Here is an 18030-nt window from a genome sequence, read left to right on the forward strand (position 1 = left end):
ATATAAACCCATCACAACAGCACGATGGAATGGTCATGCCCCAGGCCCGACACCCCGAGAGACTCAGAGCCTTCATAGGCGCCCTGGCGGAATTGATCGACGCCAACCCACGTGAAGGCGACCTGCTGCACCGCGGCGGCAAGCTGCTGGCGCAACTGGTCAGCCATGATGACTGGCTCCCCGACGAGTTCGCCCAGCCCGATCCCGAGCGCTATCAGCAATTTTTGCTGCATGCCGATTCGCGCCAGCGTTTCAGCCTGGTCAGTTATGTGTGGGGGCCAGGGCAAAGCACGCCGATTCATGACCATCGGGTGTGGGGGCTGATCGGCATGTTGCGGGGCGCTGAGTTTTCCCAGGGCTTTGCACGTGCGCCCGACGGCAGCCTGGTGGCGCAAGGCTCACCCGTCCAGCTGCTGCCGGGCCAGGTCGAGGCGGTATCGCCCAAGATCGGCGATATCCATCAGGTCAGCAATGCCCACCGCGATCAGGTGTCCATCAGCATCCATGTATACGGCGCTAATATCGGTGCGGTACGCCGTGCGGTGTACCAGCCCGACGGCAGCGAAAAATTGTTTATCTCCGGTTATTCCAACGCCACGCTCCCGAACATCTGGGACCTGTCCAAAGAAAAGAGCCCTGCCCTATGACCACCGTATCGACCCGCAGCTTTGCCCAGATTCGTCAGGCCCTGTTGGACCGTGAGGAGCTGGCGTTGATCGACGTGCGTGAAGAAGCGCCGTTTGCCGAGTCCCACCCGTTGTTCGCCGCCAATATCCCGCTGTCCAAGCTGGAACTGGAGGTGTACGCACGCATTCCACGCCGCGATACCCAGGTCACCCTGTATGACAACGGTGAAGGGCTGGCCAGCCGCGCTGCCGAACGTCTACTTGAGCTGGGCTACACCCAGGTCAGCCTGCTTGAGGGGGGACTGGACGGGTGGCGCCGCGCGGGTGGCGAGCTGTTTATCGACGTCAACGTGCCGAGCAAAGCCTTTGGCGAGCTGGTGGAAAGCCAGCGCCACACGCCATCCCTGGCCGCCGAAGAAGTCCAGGCCCTGCTCGACAGCCAGGCCGATATGGTGGTGCTCGATGCCCGCCGTTTCGACGAATACCAGACCATGAGTATTCCAACCGGTATCAGCGTGCCGGGTGCCGAGCTGGTCTTGCGCGCCCGCGAACTGGCGCCAGACCCGGCCACGCGCATTATCGTCAACTGCGCCGGGCGCACCCGCAGCATTATTGGTACCCAGTCGTTGATCAATGCCGGCCTTCCCAACCCGGTCGCGGCGCTACGCAACGGCACCATCGGCTGGACCCTGGCCGGGCAAACACTTGCCCACAGCCAAGCCCGCCGCTTCGCGCCAACGCCAGAGGAACATCGCCAACCCGCCGCCGAGGCTGCACGCCGCGTTGCCGACAAGGCCCGTGTCGGCCGCGCCACCCTTGACGATCTACACCACTGGCAGCAGGACACGACGCGCACCACCTACCTGTTCGATGTGCGCACCCCGGAAGAATTCGAAGCCGGGCACCTGCCCGGGGCACGCGCCACACCCGGCGGGCAACTGGTGCAGGAAACCGACCACGTCGCCAGCGTCCGCGGTGCGCGCCTGGTGCTGGTCGATGATGACGGCGTGCGTGCCAATATGTCCGCCTCCTGGCTGGCTCAGTTGGGTTGGCAAGTGCACGTGCTGGATGATCTGCAAGCCGAGCACTTCAGCGAACGCGGCGGGTGGGTCGCGCCAGTGCCTGCGCCACCCCAGGCCGAACTGATCAGCCCGCACACCCTCGCCGACTGGCTGGGCCATGGTGACACCGTGGTGCTGGACTTCACCGCGAGCGCCAATTACGTCAAACGCCATATCCCCGGTGCCTGGTGGGTGCTGCGTGCGCAACTGCCCCAGGCCCTGGCCAAGGTGCCGCGTGCCCAGCGCTACGTATTGACCTGCGGCAGCAGCCAATTGGCACGCCTGGCGGTGGCCGAGGTGCAAGCGCTGACCGGCCAGCAGGTGTTCGTGTTGCAGGACGGCACTGCCGCCTGGATCGCCGCGCAACTGCCCCTGGAGGAAGGCGAAACCCACCTCGCCTCACCGCGTATCGACCGCTACCGTCGCCCCTACGAAGGCACCGACAACCCACGGGAAGCCATGCAGGCTTACCTGGATTGGGAGTTCGGCCTGGTCGAGCAACTGGCCCGCGACGGCACCCACGGTTTCTACGTGATCTGACCTGCTGCTGCATCGTTTTCGCCTATCCGACCCCTTCTCCAGGTGGAGGTATCCCCCTTATCCAACGCCTGGAGTGTGTCCCATGCTGTACGCCATCCCTTTCAAACACCTGCTGCTGGGCGCCGCCCTGGCCCTCGGCCTGCTGTCCAGCGTACAGGCTGCCGACCTGCAACCGCTGCGCGTGGCCAACCAGAAATCCACGATCAAGGCGCTGCTGGAAGCCTCTGGCGAAACCCGCAACGTGCCCTACGAAATCAAGTGGTCAGAATTCCCCTCGGCCTCGCCCTTGGGCGAAGCGCTGAATGCCGGCGCCGTTGATGTCGGCGCCCTCGGTGACGCTCCTTATGTGTTCGCCCTGGGCGCCGGCGCATCGCTCAAAGTGATCAGCATCATCCATGCACAAGGGCGTAACACCACCGCGCTGCTGGTGCCCAAGGACTCGCCGATCAAGACCGCGGCCGATCTCAAAGGCAAAAAAATCGTCACCGGGCGCGGCTCCATCGGGCATTACCTGGCGATCAGGGCCCTGAACGATGCGGGCCTGAGCACTCAGGATGTGCAGTTCATATTCCTGCTGCCTGCCGAATCGCGGCTGGTGCTGGACAACGGCACTGCAGACGCCTGGGCCACCTGGGACCCGTACACCACCGTGGTCACCTCACAGAGCAACGCTCGCGTGCTGGTCAGCGGTAAACACCTGCTGAGCAATCACCTGTACTTCGCTGCGACCGGCCAGGCCATTGCCGACAAGCGCGCGCAACTGGACGACTTTGTCGCACGGGTTGACCGCGCCTACGCTTGGGCCAACGCCCACCCCGATGAGTATGCCGCCGCCCAGGCCAGGATCACCGGCTTGCCGCTGGCCGTGCATATCGAAGTGGCCAAGGACACTCACCTGTCGCCGGTCGCGATTGACGACGCGGTGATCAGCGGCCTGCAAGCCACCGCCGACACGTATGTAAAAGAGGGGCTGCTGCCCAATCGCATCGATGTCTCCCAAGGCTTCGACCCAAGCTTTAACGCCAAGCGTGCCACCCTCGACCAGGCCTTGCGCTAAAGAGGGATGCAGTGCGAGCCCCGCTCAAGGCTAGACACCCTCCCACACTTGACCGAGTACATGCTGATGACTCACTCGTCTCTACGCGCTGTAGACGTCGTCGATTTCGACACCACGCTCACTCGCCTCAGCGCCGAACTGGCCGGGACCGCTCATGCCTATGACGAAAGCGGCGCCTTCCCCCACGCCAACTTCAACCTGTTGCACCAACACGGCCTGGTCGCCCTCACCGTCCCCAGCGCCCTCGGCGGCGGCGGTGCCAGCCTGGCACAGGCGCGCAAGGCCATCAGCGCCGTCGCCAAGGGCGAGCCCTCCACGGCGCTGATCCTGGTGATGCAGTACCTGCAACACGCCCGCCTGCAAGACAGCAAAACCTGGCCCCGGCACCTGCGGGTACGCGTCGCCGAGGACGCGGTGCGCAACGGTGCGCTGATCAATGCCCTGCGCGTCGAGCCGGACCTGGGCACACCGGCCCGTGGCGGTTTACCCGCCACCACCGCCGTGCGCACCGTTGACGGCTGGCGTATCAGCGGGCGCAAACTCTACTCCACCGGCAGCCATGGTTTGAGCTGGTTCAGCGTATGGGCGTGCAGCGACGACGCAGACCCGCTGGTGGGCGCCTGGCTGGTGGCCAAGGACAGCCCCGGCGTGAGCATCATCGACACCTGGGATCACCTGGGTATGCGCGCCACTTGCAGCCACGAGGTGGTGCTCGACAACGTACTGGTGCCACTGGACCACGCCGTCAGCGTCAGCCCCTTTAGCGCGCCGCAGCCGGAGCTGGATGGCGAAGGCTTGCTGTGGATGTCGGTGCTGCTGTCGTCGGTTTACGACGCGGTGGCCCAGGCGGCGCGGGACTGGTTGCTGAATTGGCTGCAAGAGCGCAAGCCATCCAACCTGGGTGCTGCGCTGTCCACTTTGCCGCGCTTTCAGGAAACCTTCGGCCATATCGACACCTTGCTGTTCGCCAATCGCAGCCTGCTTGAGGCTGCCGCTCAAGGCCACACGCCGACCGCCAACGCCGCACAATTGAAATACCTGGTGACCGGTAACGCGATCCGCGCCGTCGAGCTGGCCATCGAAGCCTCGGGCAACCCAGGCTTGTCACGCCATAGCCCACTGCAACGGCATTACCGCGATGTGCTGTGCAGCCGCGTGCATACCCCACAAAACGACGCCGTGCTGCAAGGTGTCGGCAGAGCCGTGTTTACCCAACACCAGAAGGAGCGCCCATGAGCCACGTGATAATTGCCAGCCAGTTGGACGAAGACTTCAACCAGGTCATTCGCGAACGACTGGCGCCGCTGCACCCCCAAGCTCAGGTGATCGGTGTGCCGGTGGGTGCGCCGAACGACCTGCCACCCCAGGCCAATATCCTGCTGTTGCGCCCGATCAATGTGCGCGGCTATATCGCCCCCGACACGCCCCCACCGGGCTGGCCCTACGGCGCGCAATGGGTGCACCTGGTGTCATCGGGCATCGACTTCTACCCGCAGTGGCTGTTCAACGGCCCGCCTGTGAGCACGTCCAGGGGCAGCGCGGCCGACAACCTGGCCGAATTCGCCCTGGCAGCAATCTTTGCCGCCGCCAAACATCTGCCGGACATCTGGGTGAAAGACTCGCAGTGGAATTTCACCGCCCTGCGCCCGCTCAAAGGTACCACCCTGGGTATCTTGGGCTTTGGGGCGATTGGCGAAAGCCTGGCGCAAAAAGCCCTGGGCCTTGGCCTCAAGGTGATCGCGCTGCGTCAGAGCCAGGCTCCGTTCAGCGCCGGCGTGGAGGCCGCCACTGACATCCACGACCTGTTCGCCCGCGCCGACCACCTGGTGGTGGCGGCACCACTGACCGAGGCAACGCGGCACGTTATCAACCGTGACGTGCTGGGCAGCGCCAAGCCGGGGCTGCACCTGATCAACATCGCACGCGGTGGCTTGCTGGATCAGGAGGCGCTGCTGGAGGCGCTGGATAACGGGCAGATCGGGCTGGCATCGCTCGACGTGACCGAGCCGGAGCCGTTGCCGGACGGGCATCCGCTGTATACCCATCCCAGGGTGCGGTTGTCGCCGCATACGTCGGCGATTTCTACCAACAGCAAGGAGGAGATTGCGGATACGTTCCTGGCGAATCTGGAGCGGTATGTGGCGGGCCTTGAATTAACCAACGTAGCAAACGCCTGACGCTATTCAAAGTACAGGAGCTGGCTTGCCTGCTCCCACACTTATCAGCAGCCGCCAGCCAGGCGTTCACGCAGGAACTCGACCAACGCCTGTACCGGCCGTGAACTCTGCCGGTGCTGGGGGTACACCGCCGACAACGTCAGGGCTTCGGGCGCGAACTCGTCCAATACGCTGACCAGGCGACCGTCCTTCAATGCCTCGCCGACTATGAACGTCGGCAGGTAGGTAACCCCCAACCCGGCAATGGCGGTGTCACGCAGCAAATCGCCGTTGTTGACCCGCATGCGCCCGCTCACATTCAGCGCTTGCAGCTTGCCCTTGAAACGCCATTGCACCTGGCGGCCGTGACCGTAAGGCAGGCAGTCGTGGTCGGCAAGGTCGTCAGGTTTTTGCGGCGTGCCGCGCAAAGCCAGGTAATCGGGGCTGGCGCAATACACCCTCGGGATGCTGGCGATACGGCGGGCGATCAAGGTGGAGTCTTCCAGGGTGCCGATCCGCAGCACCAAGTCGTAGCCTTCGCCGATCAGGTCTACCGGGCGGTCGCTGAGATCAACCTCCACCGACACGTCGGGATAGCGCTGCAGGAACAGCGGCAGCAGGCAACCCAAGTGCGCCATGGCAAACGAAAGCGGCGCACTGAGGCGAATCGTGCCGCGCGGTTCGCTGTTCTGCCCGGCAATACCCTGCTCCACCTGCTCGACATCACTGAGCAGGCGCAAGGCGGATTCGTAGTAACTCTGGCCCAGTGGCGTGACATCCAGGCGCCGCGTGGAGCGATTGAGCAGGCGCACGCCCAGGCGTTCTTCCAGCTGGATCAGGCGGCGGCTGACAAATTGCTTGGACAGGCCCAGTTGCTCGGCGGCGGCGGTGAAACTGCCGGACTCCATGACCTGACAGAACAGGCGCATGTCTTCGAAGGGGTTCATTGTCGCTACTCGGTGGACGATGGGCTGTTTTATAGCGGGTTAAGAGGCACACCACAAACCTGATGTGGGAGGGGGCTTGCTCCCGATAGCGGTGGGTCAGTCAATTAATCCATATCTGACTCACCGCTATCGGGAGCAAGCCCCCTCCCACAGGGATTACCTACAAGTTTCGAGAACCGGTTATTTGGTAGTAAACGCCGAGTAGCTGTTCATCAGGTTGCGGTAGTTGGGGATGCGCGGCGACAGCAGGTTGGCCAGGCCTTCCATGTCGTTGCGCCAGTCCACTTGCAGCTCGCAGGCCACCGAGAACCAGTTCACCAGTTGCGCACCCGCGGCGGTCATACGTGCCCAGGCAGCTTGTTGCACGGTCTCGTTGAAGGTGCCGGAGGCGTCAGTGACCACAAACACCTCGAAGCCTTCGGCCAGGGCGCACAGGGTCGGGAAGGCAACGCACACATCCGTCACCACACCAGCAATGATGATCTGCTTACGGCCGGTGGCCTTGACGGCCTTGACGAACTCTTCATTGTCCCAGGCGTTGATCTGGCCAGGGCGAGCGATGTACGGCGCGTCCGGGAACAGTGCCTTGAGTTCCGGAACCAGTGGGCCGTTGGGGCCGCTTTCAAAGCTGGTGGTCAGGATGGTCGGCAGGTTGAAGAACTTGGCTACGTCGGCCAGGGCCAACACGTTGTTCTTGAACTCGTTGGGGGAAAAATCCTGCACCAGGGAGATCAGACCGGTTTGGTGATCGACCAGCAGGACAACGGCGTCATCTTTGTTCAAGCGCTTGTAAGTCATGGGTTAACTCCTTCGATTTGCTGATTAAAAGGCAAAGCACGAGCAGCCGAACGCGCCCCAGAAACCCTGGAAGTCGCTGACCGGCACGCTGGAAAGACGGGCTTTTTCATGGCTGTGGGCGTGTACGCCGCACGGGCCGCTGCACTGATGTACCTGCGCCTGCATCGGCGAAGTCGGGCGCCAGTGCCCTGGCACCTTGGCCACCGGCGACCAGTCCGGCAGCACCGGCACGCGCGGCGGGGCGTAATCTTCGAAGTCGCCAGCGCCGTAGACGACCTTGCCGCCGACCACGGTGAGTACCGACTCGATCCACTTGATGGCTTCTTCATCGACACTGAAGAAGTCCGCCGACAACGCGGCCACGTCCGCCAACTGGCCGACCTTGATCTGGCCTTTCTTGCCCTGCTCGGACGAGAACCAGGCGCTGCCGTGGGTAAACAATTCCAGCGCGGTAAGGCGCGGCAAGCCCTCGGCGTGCAGCTCCAGACCGCCGACCGTGCGGCCGCTGACCATCCAGTACAACGAGGTCCAGGGGTTATAGCTGGAGACCCGCGTGGCATCGGTGCCCGCCCCTACCGGCACGCCTTCGGCCAACATGCGTTTGATCGGTGGCGTGGCTTCGGCGGCCTTGGCGCCATAGCGCTCGACAAAGTACTCACCCTGGAACGCCATGCGATCCTGGATCGCAATACCACCGCCGAGGGCGCGCACCCGTTCGATGTTTTTCGGGGTGATGGTTTCGGCATGGTCGAAGAACCACGGCAGGCCATTGAACGGAATGTCACGGTTGACCTTCTCGAACACGTCGAGCATACGCGAGATGGATTCGTCGTAAGTGGCGTGCAGGCGGAACGGCCAGCGCTGTTCCACCAGGTGGCGCACCACCGGTTCCAGCTCCTGTTCCATGGTCAGCGGCAGGTCCGGACGTGGTTCGAGGAAGTCTTCGAAGTCCGCAGCGGAGAACACCAGCATCTCCCCGGCACCGTTGTGGCGCAGGTAGTCGTCACCCTGATGCAGGGTGACGCTGCCGGTCCAGTTCTTGAAGTCGCTGAGTTCTTCCTTGGGCTTTTGGGTGAACAGGTTATAAGCGATGCGCACCGTCAACTGCTGGTCCTTGGCCAGTTGCTCGATCACCGCGTAATCGTCCGGGTAGTTCTGGAAACCACCGCCGGCATCGATAGCGCTGGTCAGGCCCAGGCGATTGAGTTCGCGCATGAATTGGCGGGTGGAGTTGACCTGGTATTCCAGCGGCAGTTTCGGGCCTTTGGCCAAGGTCGAATACAAAATCATCGCGTTGGGCCGCGCCACCAGCATCCCGGTGGGGTTGCCGTTGCTGTCACGTACGATCTCGCCGCCCGGTGGGTTCGGCGTGTCCTTGGTGTAGCCGGCCACGCGCAGCGCCGCACGGTTGAGCAAGGCGCGGTCGTACAGGTGCAGCACGAACACCGGCGTATCCGGCGCGGCCTGGTTGAGTTCTTCCAGGGTGGGCATGCGTTTTTCGGCGAACTGGAATTCGTTCCAGCCGCCGACCACGCGCACCCATTGCGGCGTGGGGGTACGGTCGGCCTGGTCCTTGAGCATGCGCAAGGCATCGGCCAGGGACGGCACACCCTCCCAGCGCAGTTCGAGGTTGTAGTTCAGCCCGCCACGGATCAGGTGCAGGTGCGAGTCGTTGAGGCCGGGGATGACGGTGCGGCCCTTGAGGTCGATCACCTGGGTGCCGTTGCCGCGCAGGGCCATGGCCTCGCCGTCAGTGCCGACAGCGACGAAGCGCCCGTCGCGAATGGCGACGGCGCTGGCGCGTGGGTTTTCCCGGTCCACGGTGTGGAACTGGCCATTGAACAGAATCAGATCGGCGTTCATAGGGTTTCCTTTACAGAGGCTTCAAGCCAGGGAGCGAACAAGCGGGTGGCTGCCGGCATCAGCAGGTACACCACCAACAGCACGATGGTGAGGGTGACCAAAAAGGTCGAGACCACGTAGTTGGACAAAAACGGATGCAGCCGCAGGATCGGCCCCCAGATAAAGGGCAGCAGCAAGGTTTGCGGCAGGATCACAAGCAGGCTGACCACCGCCTGCTTCCAGCGCGGCGGCTTAGCGGCGCCGTCGGCCTGAGGGGCGAACCAGAACTCATTGGCGCCGCCGATTTCAGTCTGATCGCCGTCAGCCAGCATCGGCGCGGCTTCGTCGATCAGGGCCTGGCGTTGTGGGGAGTCGAGCCACAGTTCCAGGGCATCGGTGGAGCTATAGCGCAATACGCAGGTGAACAGGGCCGTGCCGTTTTGCTGGCTGCGCACCACGTCGACGCCCAGGTGGCCGGGGCGTTCGCCAGCGATACGCACGATGCGGCGTAGCCAGGCTTCGTACTCTGTTTCACGGCCGGGCTTGACCCGGTGCTTGACGACCAGCGTGACGACTTCGTCAGAGCTGGTTTTAGGTGTTGGGTCCATGATTGGGTGACTCCCCCGCAGGATTGAGCGATGGGAGGAGTTTGCCGGGCCGGGGGTACTGGGAATTGGATGTATGTGCTGTCTGGGTTTCTGTGGGAGGAGATCACCGACAGTCACTTGGCAGTCAGCTCGCCGCCATATGCTCGGCAATCCGCCCGCGTAGCCAGCGCTCCGCCGGGTCATTGTCATGCACCCCGCTCCAGACCATCGACAGCTCCGCCGCATCAATCGCAAACGGCGGATCCTCGGCCCGCAAGCGGGTGCCTTCGGTCAACGCGCACGCTGCGTAGTCCGGCACGGTCGCGATGATCTGTGTACCCGCCAGCAACGCGCGCAACCCGCTGAACTGCGGCACCGCCAGCACCACCCGCCGCGAGCGACCGATGCGCGCCAGGTCCAAATCGATATTGCCGCTCAAGTCCCCTGAAAACGACACCATTGCATGGGGCCTGGCGCAGTAGTCATCCAGACTCAGCGGCGCCTCACCGTCATCCCCGCGCAACACCTTGCAGGGAATATCCCGCAGTTTCTTACGTTTGGCATTGGCCGGCAGTTCGGTGGTGTAGCTCACCCCGACCGAAATTTCGCCGCTGGCCAGCAGCGATGACATCAACAGGTAATTGGCCCGGCGCACCACCACGATGATGCCCGGGGCCTCCTCGCGCAATTGGCTGAGCAACGCGGGAAACAGCCCGAACTCGGCGTCATCAGACAGGCCAATGCGAAACACCGCGCAACTGGTGGAAGGGTCGAAATCCTTGGCGCGGCTGACGGCGCCGGAGATGGTGTCCATGGCCGGTTGCAGCTCCTTGAGTATTGCCACCGCACGTGGCGTGGGCTCCATGCCGCGACCGTTGCGCAGCAACAACGGGTCGTCGAACAAATCGCGCAGACGGCCCAGCGCCGCGCTGACCGCCGGTTGGCCCATGAAGAGCTTCTCGGCAACCCGGGTCAGGTTTTTTTCGAACATCAGGGCCTCGAAAATCACCAGCAGGTTCATATCGACGCGACGCAGGTCGTTGCGGTTCATGGCGGTATCCAGACAATTTGCAGAGGGCAAGCAAAGCATGCCCCGCACGCCTGCGATTGCATAGCCGTGCTGTCTTTTATGCGACGGCACCTGGCGAAATTAACAACGATTAACTCGTCAGCCAGGCGGCCCGGCAACAAGATAAGCCGCGTCTACACTGCATCCATTCACGGGAACGCTCCCATCGACTGCGGATATTTGTCATGGCCCGACTTGAGCAATATGCCCCTCGTTTGTCCGCCACCGGTGGCCTGTGCCCCCGGCGCGAGCGCATCGCCAAGCAATTGATCCTCGCCAATCTCGGCGAAAGCCTGGCCATCGCCGACCTGGCCCAGGCCTGCGCCTTGTCGCGCAGCCATTTCTCCCGCGCCTTCAAATGCACCACCGGGGTGTCGCCCCAGGAATGGATTCGCCAGCAGCGGATTCTGCGGGCCAAGGAATTGATCACCGGTTCGTCCTTGAGCCTCACGCAAATCAGCCTGGAATGCGGATTCTGCGACCAGGCGCACTTCTGCCATATGTTCACGCGCAGCGAAGGCGTGAATCCGATGACCTGGCGAAATCACCACTCGCGTTCCAAGCCTGACGTGATCGCCGCCTAGTGGTCTTGGCGCGGCTGGAATATGCTGGCCCAACCCCTACTCCAGAACCTGGGCAACCATGACAGACCTGAGCGACCAGGCCGTGCACTTCGGCCCCTACTGCATCCACCCGCGCCAGCGCCTGGTGCTGGAGGCTGGTCGCCCGTTGCGCCTGGGGCGGCGGGCGGTGGATATCCTGCTGATCCTGCTGGAGCAAGCCGGCAATGTGGTGAGCAAGCAGGAGCTGATCGCGCGGGTCTGGCCCACAAGCGTGGTGGAAGACGGCAACCTGCGGGTACACATGGCGGCGTTGCGCAAGGCGCTGGGTGACGGCCAGGCCGGGCAGCGCTATATCGTCACAGTCGCCCAGCGCGGCTACAGCTTTGTTGCGCCACTGAGCATCGAACCGATGACGCTACCCACTGACGGCGCCCCCCAGCGCCCGCGCCATAACCTGCCGCTGCGACGCACGCGAATGATCGGCCGCCAGGCCCTGATCGACGCGCTGGTGCAGCAACTGCCGCAGCAACGCTTCATCACCCTGACCGGCGCCGGTGGCATCGGCAAGACCACCGTGGCCCTGCGTGTCGCCGAATTGCTGATCGGGCATTACCGCGATGGGATTCATCTGCTGGACCTGGCGCCGCTGAGCGCCGCATCGATGATCCTGCCCAATCTCGCCGCCCTGCTCGGCCTCACTCCCGGCGAAAATGCGCCACTGGTCAGCTTCGCCCGCAGCCTGCAGGCGCGCCAGATGCTGCTGGTGATCGATAATTGCGAACACCTGCTCGACGACATTGCCCTGATCAGCGAAACCCTGTTGCGCCATGCGCCGCACCTGCACATTCTCAGCACCAGCCGCGAAGCCCTGCGCGCCGAGGGTGAACATGTACAACGCCTCGAACCGCTGGCCTGCCCGCCCGCCACCGGCAACCGTGCCCAGGCCCTGGGTTACCCGGCCATGCAGTTGCTGATCGAGCGGGCGATGTCTCATCAGGACAGCTTTGCCCTCAGCGAAGCCGAACTGCCGTTGGCAATCGATATTTGTCAGCGCCTGGACGGCATTCCCCTGGCGATCGAACTGGTCGCCGCGCAGATCGAACGCTTTGGCTTGCAGGGGCTGCTGGTGCAGATGGAGGACAACTTCCGTCTGCTGACCCGCGGGCGACGCAGTGCCCTGCCCCGCCAGCAAACCCTGCGAGCTACGCTCGACTGGAGTTTTGACCTGCTCACCGAATGCGAAAAAATCTGCCTGCGCCGGCTCGCGGTGTTTCGCGGTGGTTTCAGCCTGGTCAGCGCGGCGGCGGTGATCGCCGGGGAAAACATTGCCCCGGCCCAGGTGCTGGGCTCCATCACGCAACTGGTGGCCAAGTCGCTGTTGAACGTGGAAGCCAGCGATGACGAGATGGTTTATCGCCTGCTGGATATTACCCGCACCTATGCCCTGGAAAAGCTCAGCCAGGCCGGCGAGCTGCACGCCACTCGCGAACGCCACGCCGCCAGGTGCCTGGCGCTGATGGAACAGGCGCAAGGCGACTGGGAACTGATCGCCACGCAGCCCTGGCTCGACCGTTACGCACCGCTGCGCGAGGACGTGCGCGCCGCACTCGACTGGAGCTTTACCGAGGAAAACGAGCACCTGTTGGCCATTCGCCTGACGGTCAGTGCGATGCCGCTGTGGCAGGAGCTGTCGTTACTGCGCGAGCACGGCGGTTATGTGCACAAGGCGCTGGCGCTGATTGATCAGGTCAAGGCCCCTTGCACCCAATTGACCCTGCAATTGCAGTTGGCTTTGGGCAGTCTTTCGTACCATGCCTTGGGCCCCGCGCCCCAGACCGTCGCAGCCTTCGTGGGTGCCGCACGCCTGGCCGAAATGAATCAGGACCTGGCCGGCCAGTTGCGTGCGGTCTCAGGCCATATGGCCGTGAACCTGTGTGCCGGACGCTATGCCGAGGCGCTGGAGCAAAGCGTACAGTTCGAGCGCCTCGACCCGCGCACCGAACCGCTGCTGGACCTCAGCGTCCAACGCTTGCGCGCGCTGGGCCAGCACTACATGGGCAATCAGCCGCTTGCTCGTCACCATGCCGAGCAGGTGCTGCAGCGCATGACCCACAGTGGCCACGTGAACCGCTTCGCCCATGGCGTGGGCGTGCAGTACGACCAAAACGTCGCGTCCCTGACCATCTTGGCGAGAATTCTGTGGCTACAAGGCTTTCCCGAGCGCGCCTGGCGCACCGCCAGCCAGGCGCTGGAGCTGGCGCTGCAGATCAATCACGGCACATCGATTTGCTACACCCTGGCGTTGGCCAGCGTGGTAATCGCCCGCTACAACGGCGCCGAAGACGACGCACACGCGTTGCAAACGCTGCTGCTGGAGCAATCCCACAAGCATTCAGTGCAACTGTTCCAGACCTGGGCCGGGCATTACGCCGGCATCCTGGATGACAACCATTTGCAGGGTCTGGGACTGATCGAGGATACCTTGATCACACTCGGCTCCCGTGAAGCCGACGCGGCCGCCATCGAAAGGGCACGCAGTGGCGCTGCCGGCTGGTGCGCCGCGGAAATCCTGCGGGTGCGTGCCGAACAGTTGGCGCGTCAAGGTGATATGCGCGTCGCTGAAGCCCTCTTGCTCCAGGCCCTTGGCCTGGCGCGCCAGCAAGGCGCGCTCGCCTGGGAGCTGCGATGTGCGCACTCCCTGGCGCAACTGTGGCAACAGCAAGGGCGCAGCCTGGCTGCCAGGAACCTGCTGAGCCCGATCCACGCGCAATTTACCGAAGGCTTCGCCACCCAGGACTTAATGCGCGTGCGCGGCCTGCTCGACCAGTTGCAAGACAAACGGCCGGCCTGAACACACATCCAGGCAGTCTCCATAACCTTGCTGCAACCGCTGCACCTGGTCCGGATCACGCAATTGTGCCAAAGCATAGCTGCGCACGCAGTTGAGCAACCGGTAGCGCCGCGGGCCAAGCCCAGGCTCGATGACCAGCAGCGAGGTATTGACCAGACGCGCCAACAGATAGGACAGGTCGGCGTGCTCAAGCTCGGTACCGCGTACCATCTCACTCAACGTGGGCAAGCTCACCGCCATCTTGAACAAGCCCAACTGCAAGAACAGCCAGCACTGCGGCAGGCTCAGACGCTCGTAGCTCCAATCCAGGGCAGCGGTGATTGAGCGATGGTGCTCTACCGCTGTGCGGCGACCGCGCGTCAGCCCCTGCAGGCCGCTGCGCAACTGCTGCTGCACTGCGCCGATGCCCAGCGCATCGACCTGGGCGGCCGCCAGTTCGAGGGCCAATGGGATACCGTCCAGGCGTCGACAAATATCGCGCAACGGCGCCAGGTCCTGCGGCCGCAATACAAAATCCTGCTGGCTGGCGCGGGCGCGGGCGACAAACAGCTGCACTGCGGGCCACGCCATGGCCTGCTCGATACTGCGGCACACCGACAGTGAAGGCAGTGCCAGCGCAGGTACACGCAACACCCACTCGCCGGGCGCCAGCAAGGGTTCGCGGCTGCTGATCAGGATACTCACCTCGGGCGCTCTTTCGCGCAGTGTGCGCACCAGCTTTCGACAGGCGCCGAGCAACAGGTCGGCACCGTCGAGCACCAGTAGCAGTTGGCGCGAGGCCAACTGGCGAGACACCTCATCGAGGCTGTCAGTGGGCTTGAACTGCATGACCGTGGCAACGCTGGCAAGCAGTTCGCCAAGGGTTTGCATCTGGGTCAGGTCGAGCCACCACACCCCGTCGCGATAGCGCGACAACACGCGTTCGGCCAGGACCAGGGCCAGCGTACTTTTGCCGACGCCGGCCACACCGGTGAGGGTCAGCAAGCGTTGCCCGGACAAGCGCCGCGCCAGCAGGCTCACCAGCTCTTCGCGACCGAACACCGGGCTGAGCCGGGCAGCCAGGTTATGCGCGGCCGGCAGCGTCGGCACAGTGGCTTGCACGGGGCCAATGAAGCAATAACCACGCTGGGGGTGATTGAGGATCAGGCGTCGTCCGTCCAGCGCCCGGCGCAACGCGGCAATATGCACGCGCAGGTTATTGTCTTCGACGACGCTGTTGGGCCAGACCCGTTCGATCAAGGTGGCCTTGCTGATGAACTGCCCCGGCGCTTCCAGCAGTACCGTAAGAATATCCAACGCACGCCCGCCCAACGGCACCGGCCAGCCAGACTTGCTGACCAGGCGCTGTTGCCGATGAAAGGTGTAGGGGCCGAAGCTCAGCGTCGCAGAATCTTGCATGTCCGTAACTGCGCTGAAACACCCGTGCTTGAGTGCCTGCGCATCCTTTTCCATGGGCTCGGCCCTATCTTGCCAGCTAGCGATGACAGGACAATGCTGGCACGGGGAGCGATACGGACAATCGAGTGCCTCAGACGGACATTGTGTCGTTAACTGAACTGTTGTCGGTATTGGGTCGGGTTCAGGCCCAGTTTTTCACTGAACAGAAAGCGCATATGCCGCACGCTGCCAAAGCCTGCGTGGAACGCCACGGTCTTGAGCGGCAGGTCGGTGGTTTCCAGCAGTTGCCGGGCACGGTCGATGCGTGCGCCCTGCAAGAACGCCATGGGCGTCATCTGCACGTCCTTGGCGAACAGTCGCGCAAAATGGCGTGCACTCATGCCGGCCAGTTCGGCCATGGACTCGATGGTAAACGGCTGATCAAGATGCGCCAGCACGTGGTTCTGCACGCGGGTGATCGCGGTTTCCTGGGGCGCTACCGCAGCCGTCATGGGGCTGAACTGGGCCTGGCCACCCTGGCGCTTCATCACCACCAGCAAGACTTTGGCCACATCCACCGCCACTTGCTTGCCATGGTCCTGGGCAACCACCGACAGGGCCAGGTCGATACCCGCAGTGACGCCGCCGGAGGTAATCAGGCGCCCGTCCTGCAAGTAGATGCGGTCGGTCTCGACGATGGCCTTGGGAAAAGCCTTGATCAAGCGCTCGGTATAATGCCAGTGGGTGGTCACGCGGTGCGCGTCGAGCAAACCTGCATGTCCGAGCACAAAGGCCCCGGTGCAGATCGAGCCGAAGCGCCGGGCACGCGGCGCCGCGGCCTTCAGCCAAGGCAGCAACGCGGGATGGCATTCGTTATAGGCACCTGGGCCACCCGGCACCAGCAGCAGGTCATAAGCCGCCTGAGCCTGTTCCAACAGTAGATCGGTCTGGACCACCACACCATTGGATGCCCGCAACGGACCAGGCTCCGTGCCAATGGTCAGGATCTGGTAGTGATCGGCCGCCGGAAGGTAGCGGTTGGCAATCGAAAACACTTCAAGCGGCCCGGCCATGTCAAGCAGCAGGAAGTCCGGGAACAGCGCCATGGCCACGGTTTTCATAAGCGGGAAATGTCCATCGAGAAGGAGTGCGACGGGCATTATGGCACGACTTTTACTGTCAACCTGAAGTTGACAGTAATTCTATTTCCACCTTCTTAATCAATCTTTTGTTAACCATTAACCTTCTTCTCAACGCAAGCGCCCTGCATCTCGCAGCCTGCGCTCACTTGAGGACTGGACCATGCTGACCCTTCGCAAAGCTTCCGAACGCGGCGCCGCCAATCACGGTTGGTTGAAGTCGTTCCACACCTTCTCTTTCGCCAACTACTGGAACCCTAAGGAGCAGGGGTTTTCCGACCTGCTGGTGATCAATGATGACCGTGTCGCCGCGGGTAAAGGCTTCGGCCAGCACCCCCACCGCGACATGGAGATCTTCTCCTATGTGCTTGAAGGCGCACTGGAGCACAAGGACACCCTGGGCACTGGTTCGGTGATTCGCCCCGGCGATGTGCAACTGATGAGCGCCGGCAGCGGCGTGGCCCACAGCGAGTTCAACCACAGCCAGCGCCTTGGTGTGCATTTCCTGCAAATCTGGATCGTGCCCAACGAAGCCGGCGCCAAGCCACGCTATCAGCAGGAGCACTTCAGTGAAGCGCAAAAACGTGGGCGCTTGCAGTTGATCATCTCGCCGGACGGCGCCAACGGTTCGCTGAAAGTGCGCCAGGACGCGCGGGTGTATGCCGGGCTGTTCGACGCTGACGAAAGTACCCGCCTGGAGCTGGCACCGGATCGCTACGCCTACGTCCATGTGGCACGCGGCAGCGTTGAACTCAATGGTCAGCGCTTGCAGGAAGGCGACGGTGTGCGAGTGCGGGACGAGCGCCAGATCCGCCTGAGCCATGGCGAGGACGCCGAAGTGCTGGTGTTTGACCTGCGCCCCAACGAACTGCCGCAGATGCCATGACGGTCACGGTGATGGCCCCGTAAGCGGGACCATCGCTGGCATCGATAGTCACCATCAGCGCAATGAAGTTCTCTTAAAACATGCAGCGCGTAACATCAAACCCATGCCAAACGGCACCCAACTAAAGCACTCGGAGCACACCATCATGAAACGCCAAATCCTGCTTAGCCTCGCTTTCTCGGTACTCGCTGCAAACGCTTTTGCCCACCCGGTAGTCGCTGAAGGCGGTGCCGACCGGCTGATAGAAACCCGTGTTGCCGAAGGCGGCGCGGATCGCTTGCAGGAACGTGGTCTGGCCGAAGGCGGTGCTGACCGCTTGCAGGAACGTGGTCTGGCCGAAGGTGGTGCTGACCGCTTGCAGGAACGTGGCCTGGCCGAAGGTGGTGCCGAGCGTCTGCTGAGCTCCCACGTATAACCCCGCGCTGTTTGCGGGATACCCCAAACCGGCCTGATCAGCCGGTTTTTTTTGTCTGCGATTTGCTCGGCTGTCAGGTCGCCTCCGGGGGAAGTCGAATCGTCGCACCGCCCCTT

The 18030-nt window shown here is 63.2% G+C and carries 16 protein-coding genes; 9 read left to right on the forward strand and 7 right to left on the reverse strand.

The features are described 5' to 3' along the window. The first annotated feature begins 35 nt into the window (after positions 1-35). From JH25_RS24060 to JH25_RS24040, 5 genes are all read left to right on the forward strand, one after another. A complete protein-coding gene (locus JH25_RS24060) occupies positions 36-647 on the forward strand; it encodes a cysteine dioxygenase (RefSeq protein WP_032876245.1) in 612 nt (203 codons plus the stop codon). Further along, the gene (locus JH25_RS24055; RefSeq protein ID WP_032876248.1) at positions 644-2227 is read left to right on the forward strand and encodes a rhodanese-related sulfurtransferase; all 1584 of its coding nucleotides are present in this window, start codon (positions 644-646) and stop codon (positions 2225-2227) included. Before JH25_RS24060 ends, JH25_RS24055 begins: the two co-directional genes overlap by 4 nt. An 82-nt stretch (positions 2228-2309) precedes the next feature. Next, complete coding sequence (locus tag JH25_RS24050; protein WP_032876251.1) at positions 2310-3284, forward strand: ABC transporter substrate-binding protein; 975 nt, start codon at positions 2310-2312, stop codon at positions 3282-3284. Between the two features lie 66 nt (positions 3285-3350). Further along, on the forward strand, positions 3351-4520 hold the full coding sequence (locus JH25_RS24045) for an acyl-CoA dehydrogenase family protein (RefSeq protein ID WP_032880983.1): 1170 nt from the start codon (positions 3351-3353) through the stop codon (positions 4518-4520). Continuing rightward, on the forward strand, positions 4517-5461 hold the full coding sequence (locus JH25_RS24040) for a D-isomer specific 2-hydroxyacid dehydrogenase family protein (RefSeq protein ID WP_032876254.1): 945 nt from the start codon (positions 4517-4519) through the stop codon (positions 5459-5461). Before JH25_RS24045 ends, JH25_RS24040 begins: the two co-directional genes overlap by 4 nt. Positions 5462-5505: 44 nt before the next feature. Here the strand turns inward: JH25_RS24040 and JH25_RS24035 are convergent, their stop codons facing one another. The 5 genes from JH25_RS24035 to JH25_RS24015 all read right to left on the reverse strand — a co-directional run bounded on the left by JH25_RS24035 (position 5506) and on the right by JH25_RS24015 (position 10665). Further along, positions 5506-6387 (reverse strand): LysR family transcriptional regulator, encoded by an 882-nt coding sequence (locus tag JH25_RS24035; protein WP_005787668.1) that lies wholly within the window; start codon positions 6385-6387, stop codon positions 5506-5508. Between the two features lie 180 nt (positions 6388-6567). Beyond that, entirely contained in the window at positions 6568-7185 is a 618-nt protein-coding gene (ycaC, locus tag JH25_RS24030; RefSeq protein WP_032876257.1) for an isochorismate family cysteine hydrolase YcaC, read from the reverse strand. A 24-nt stretch (positions 7186-7209) separates the two neighbouring features. Beyond that, positions 7210-9048, reverse strand: a complete 1839-nt coding sequence (locus tag JH25_RS24025) for an amidohydrolase (RefSeq protein WP_032876260.1) — start codon at positions 9046-9048, stop codon at positions 7210-7212. Then, positions 9045-9635 carry an antibiotic biosynthesis monooxygenase gene (locus tag JH25_RS24020; protein WP_032876263.1) on the reverse strand — a complete coding sequence of 197 codons (591 nt, stop codon included), beginning with the start codon at positions 9633-9635 and terminating at the stop codon, positions 9045-9047. The genes JH25_RS24025 and JH25_RS24020 overlap by 4 nt, the downstream gene beginning before the upstream one ends. A gap of 124 nt (positions 9636-9759) precedes the next feature. Beyond that, positions 9760-10665 (reverse strand): LysR family transcriptional regulator, encoded by a 906-nt coding sequence (locus JH25_RS24015; protein WP_032876265.1) that lies wholly within the window; start codon positions 10663-10665, stop codon positions 9760-9762. 203 nt (positions 10666-10868) lie between these two features. On the opposite strand from JH25_RS24015, the gene JH25_RS24010 reads away from it, so the two are divergent. Together JH25_RS24010 and JH25_RS24005 are read left to right on the forward strand one after the other, a co-directional pair. Further along, positions 10869-11267, forward strand: coding sequence for a helix-turn-helix domain-containing protein (locus JH25_RS24010; RefSeq protein WP_032876268.1), 399 nt, complete (start codon positions 10869-10871; stop codon positions 11265-11267). A 58-nt stretch (positions 11268-11325) separates the two neighbouring features. Then, entirely contained in the window at positions 11326-14097 is a 2772-nt protein-coding gene (locus JH25_RS24005) for an ATP-binding protein (RefSeq protein ID WP_032876270.1), read from the forward strand. Here JH25_RS24005 and JH25_RS24000 read toward each other — a convergent pair. Next, the gene (locus tag JH25_RS24000) at positions 14044-15549 is read right to left on the reverse strand and encodes a winged helix-turn-helix domain-containing protein (RefSeq protein WP_032876273.1); all 1506 of its coding nucleotides are present in this window, start codon (positions 15547-15549) and stop codon (positions 14044-14046) included. The genes JH25_RS24005 and JH25_RS24000 overlap by 54 nt on opposite strands. A gap of 95 nt (positions 15550-15644) precedes the next feature. Then, positions 15645-16595 (reverse strand): GlxA family transcriptional regulator, encoded by a 951-nt coding sequence (locus JH25_RS23995; protein ID WP_032876275.1) that lies wholly within the window; start codon positions 16593-16595, stop codon positions 15645-15647. A gap of 181 nt (positions 16596-16776) precedes the next feature. Between JH25_RS23995 and JH25_RS23990 the strand changes: the two genes are divergently transcribed. Both JH25_RS23990 and JH25_RS23985 read left to right on the forward strand, forming a co-directional pair. Beyond that, entirely contained in the window at positions 16777-17499 is a 723-nt protein-coding gene (locus tag JH25_RS23990; protein ID WP_005787654.1) for a pirin family protein, read from the forward strand. Between the two features lie 145 nt (positions 17500-17644). Beyond that, positions 17645-17914 (forward strand): hypothetical protein, encoded by a 270-nt coding sequence (locus JH25_RS23985; RefSeq protein WP_032876278.1) that lies wholly within the window; start codon positions 17645-17647, stop codon positions 17912-17914. Positions 17915-18030 lie beyond the last annotated feature (116 nt).

This window comes from Pseudomonas sp. BRG-100 (assembly GCF_000737955.1).
GTDB lineage: Bacteria > Pseudomonadota > Gammaproteobacteria > Pseudomonadales > Pseudomonadaceae > Aquipseudomonas > Aquipseudomonas synxantha_A.

What these genes read in the sequence shown, in the direction of transcription:
- JH25_RS24060 (WP_032876245.1), top strand. Translation starts at nt 36, where the DNA reads ATGCCCCAGGCCCGACACCCCGAGAGACTCAGAGCCTTCATAGGCGCC.
- JH25_RS24055 (WP_032876248.1), top strand. Translation starts at nt 644, where the DNA reads ATGACCACCGTATCGACCCGCAGCTTTGCCCAGATTCGTCAGGCCCTG.
- JH25_RS24050 (WP_032876251.1), top strand. Translation starts at nt 2,310, where the DNA reads ATGCTGTACGCCATCCCTTTCAAACACCTGCTGCTGGGCGCCGCCCTG.
- JH25_RS24045 (WP_032880983.1), top strand. Translation starts at nt 3,351, where the DNA reads ATGACTCACTCGTCTCTACGCGCTGTAGACGTCGTCGATTTCGACACC.
- JH25_RS24040 (WP_032876254.1), top strand. Translation starts at nt 4,517, where the DNA reads ATGAGCCACGTGATAATTGCCAGCCAGTTGGACGAAGACTTCAACCAG.
- JH25_RS24035 (WP_005787668.1), bottom strand. Translation starts at nt 6,387, where the DNA reads ATGAACCCCTTCGAAGACATGCGCCTGTTCTGTCAGGTCATGGAGTCC.
- ycaC (WP_032876257.1), bottom strand. Translation starts at nt 7,185, where the DNA reads ATGACTTACAAGCGCTTGAACAAAGATGACGCCGTTGTCCTGCTGGTC.
- JH25_RS24025 (WP_032876260.1), bottom strand. Translation starts at nt 9,048, where the DNA reads ATGAACGCCGATCTGATTCTGTTCAATGGCCAGTTCCACACCGTGGAC.
- JH25_RS24020 (WP_032876263.1), bottom strand. Translation starts at nt 9,635, where the DNA reads ATGGACCCAACACCTAAAACCAGCTCTGACGAAGTCGTCACGCTGGTC.
- JH25_RS24015 (WP_032876265.1), bottom strand. Translation starts at nt 10,665, where the DNA reads ATGAACCGCAACGACCTGCGTCGCGTCGATATGAACCTGCTGGTGATT.
- JH25_RS24010 (WP_032876268.1), top strand. Translation starts at nt 10,869, where the DNA reads ATGGCCCGACTTGAGCAATATGCCCCTCGTTTGTCCGCCACCGGTGGC.
- JH25_RS24005 (WP_032876270.1), top strand. Translation starts at nt 11,326, where the DNA reads ATGACAGACCTGAGCGACCAGGCCGTGCACTTCGGCCCCTACTGCATC.
- JH25_RS24000 (WP_032876273.1), bottom strand. Translation starts at nt 15,549, where the DNA reads ATGGAAAAGGATGCGCAGGCACTCAAGCACGGGTGTTTCAGCGCAGTT.
- JH25_RS23995 (WP_032876275.1), bottom strand. Translation starts at nt 16,595, where the DNA reads ATGAAAACCGTGGCCATGGCGCTGTTCCCGGACTTCCTGCTGCTTGAC.
- JH25_RS23990 (WP_005787654.1), top strand. Translation starts at nt 16,777, where the DNA reads ATGCTGACCCTTCGCAAAGCTTCCGAACGCGGCGCCGCCAATCACGGT.
- JH25_RS23985 (WP_032876278.1), top strand. Translation starts at nt 17,645, where the DNA reads ATGAAACGCCAAATCCTGCTTAGCCTCGCTTTCTCGGTACTCGCTGCA.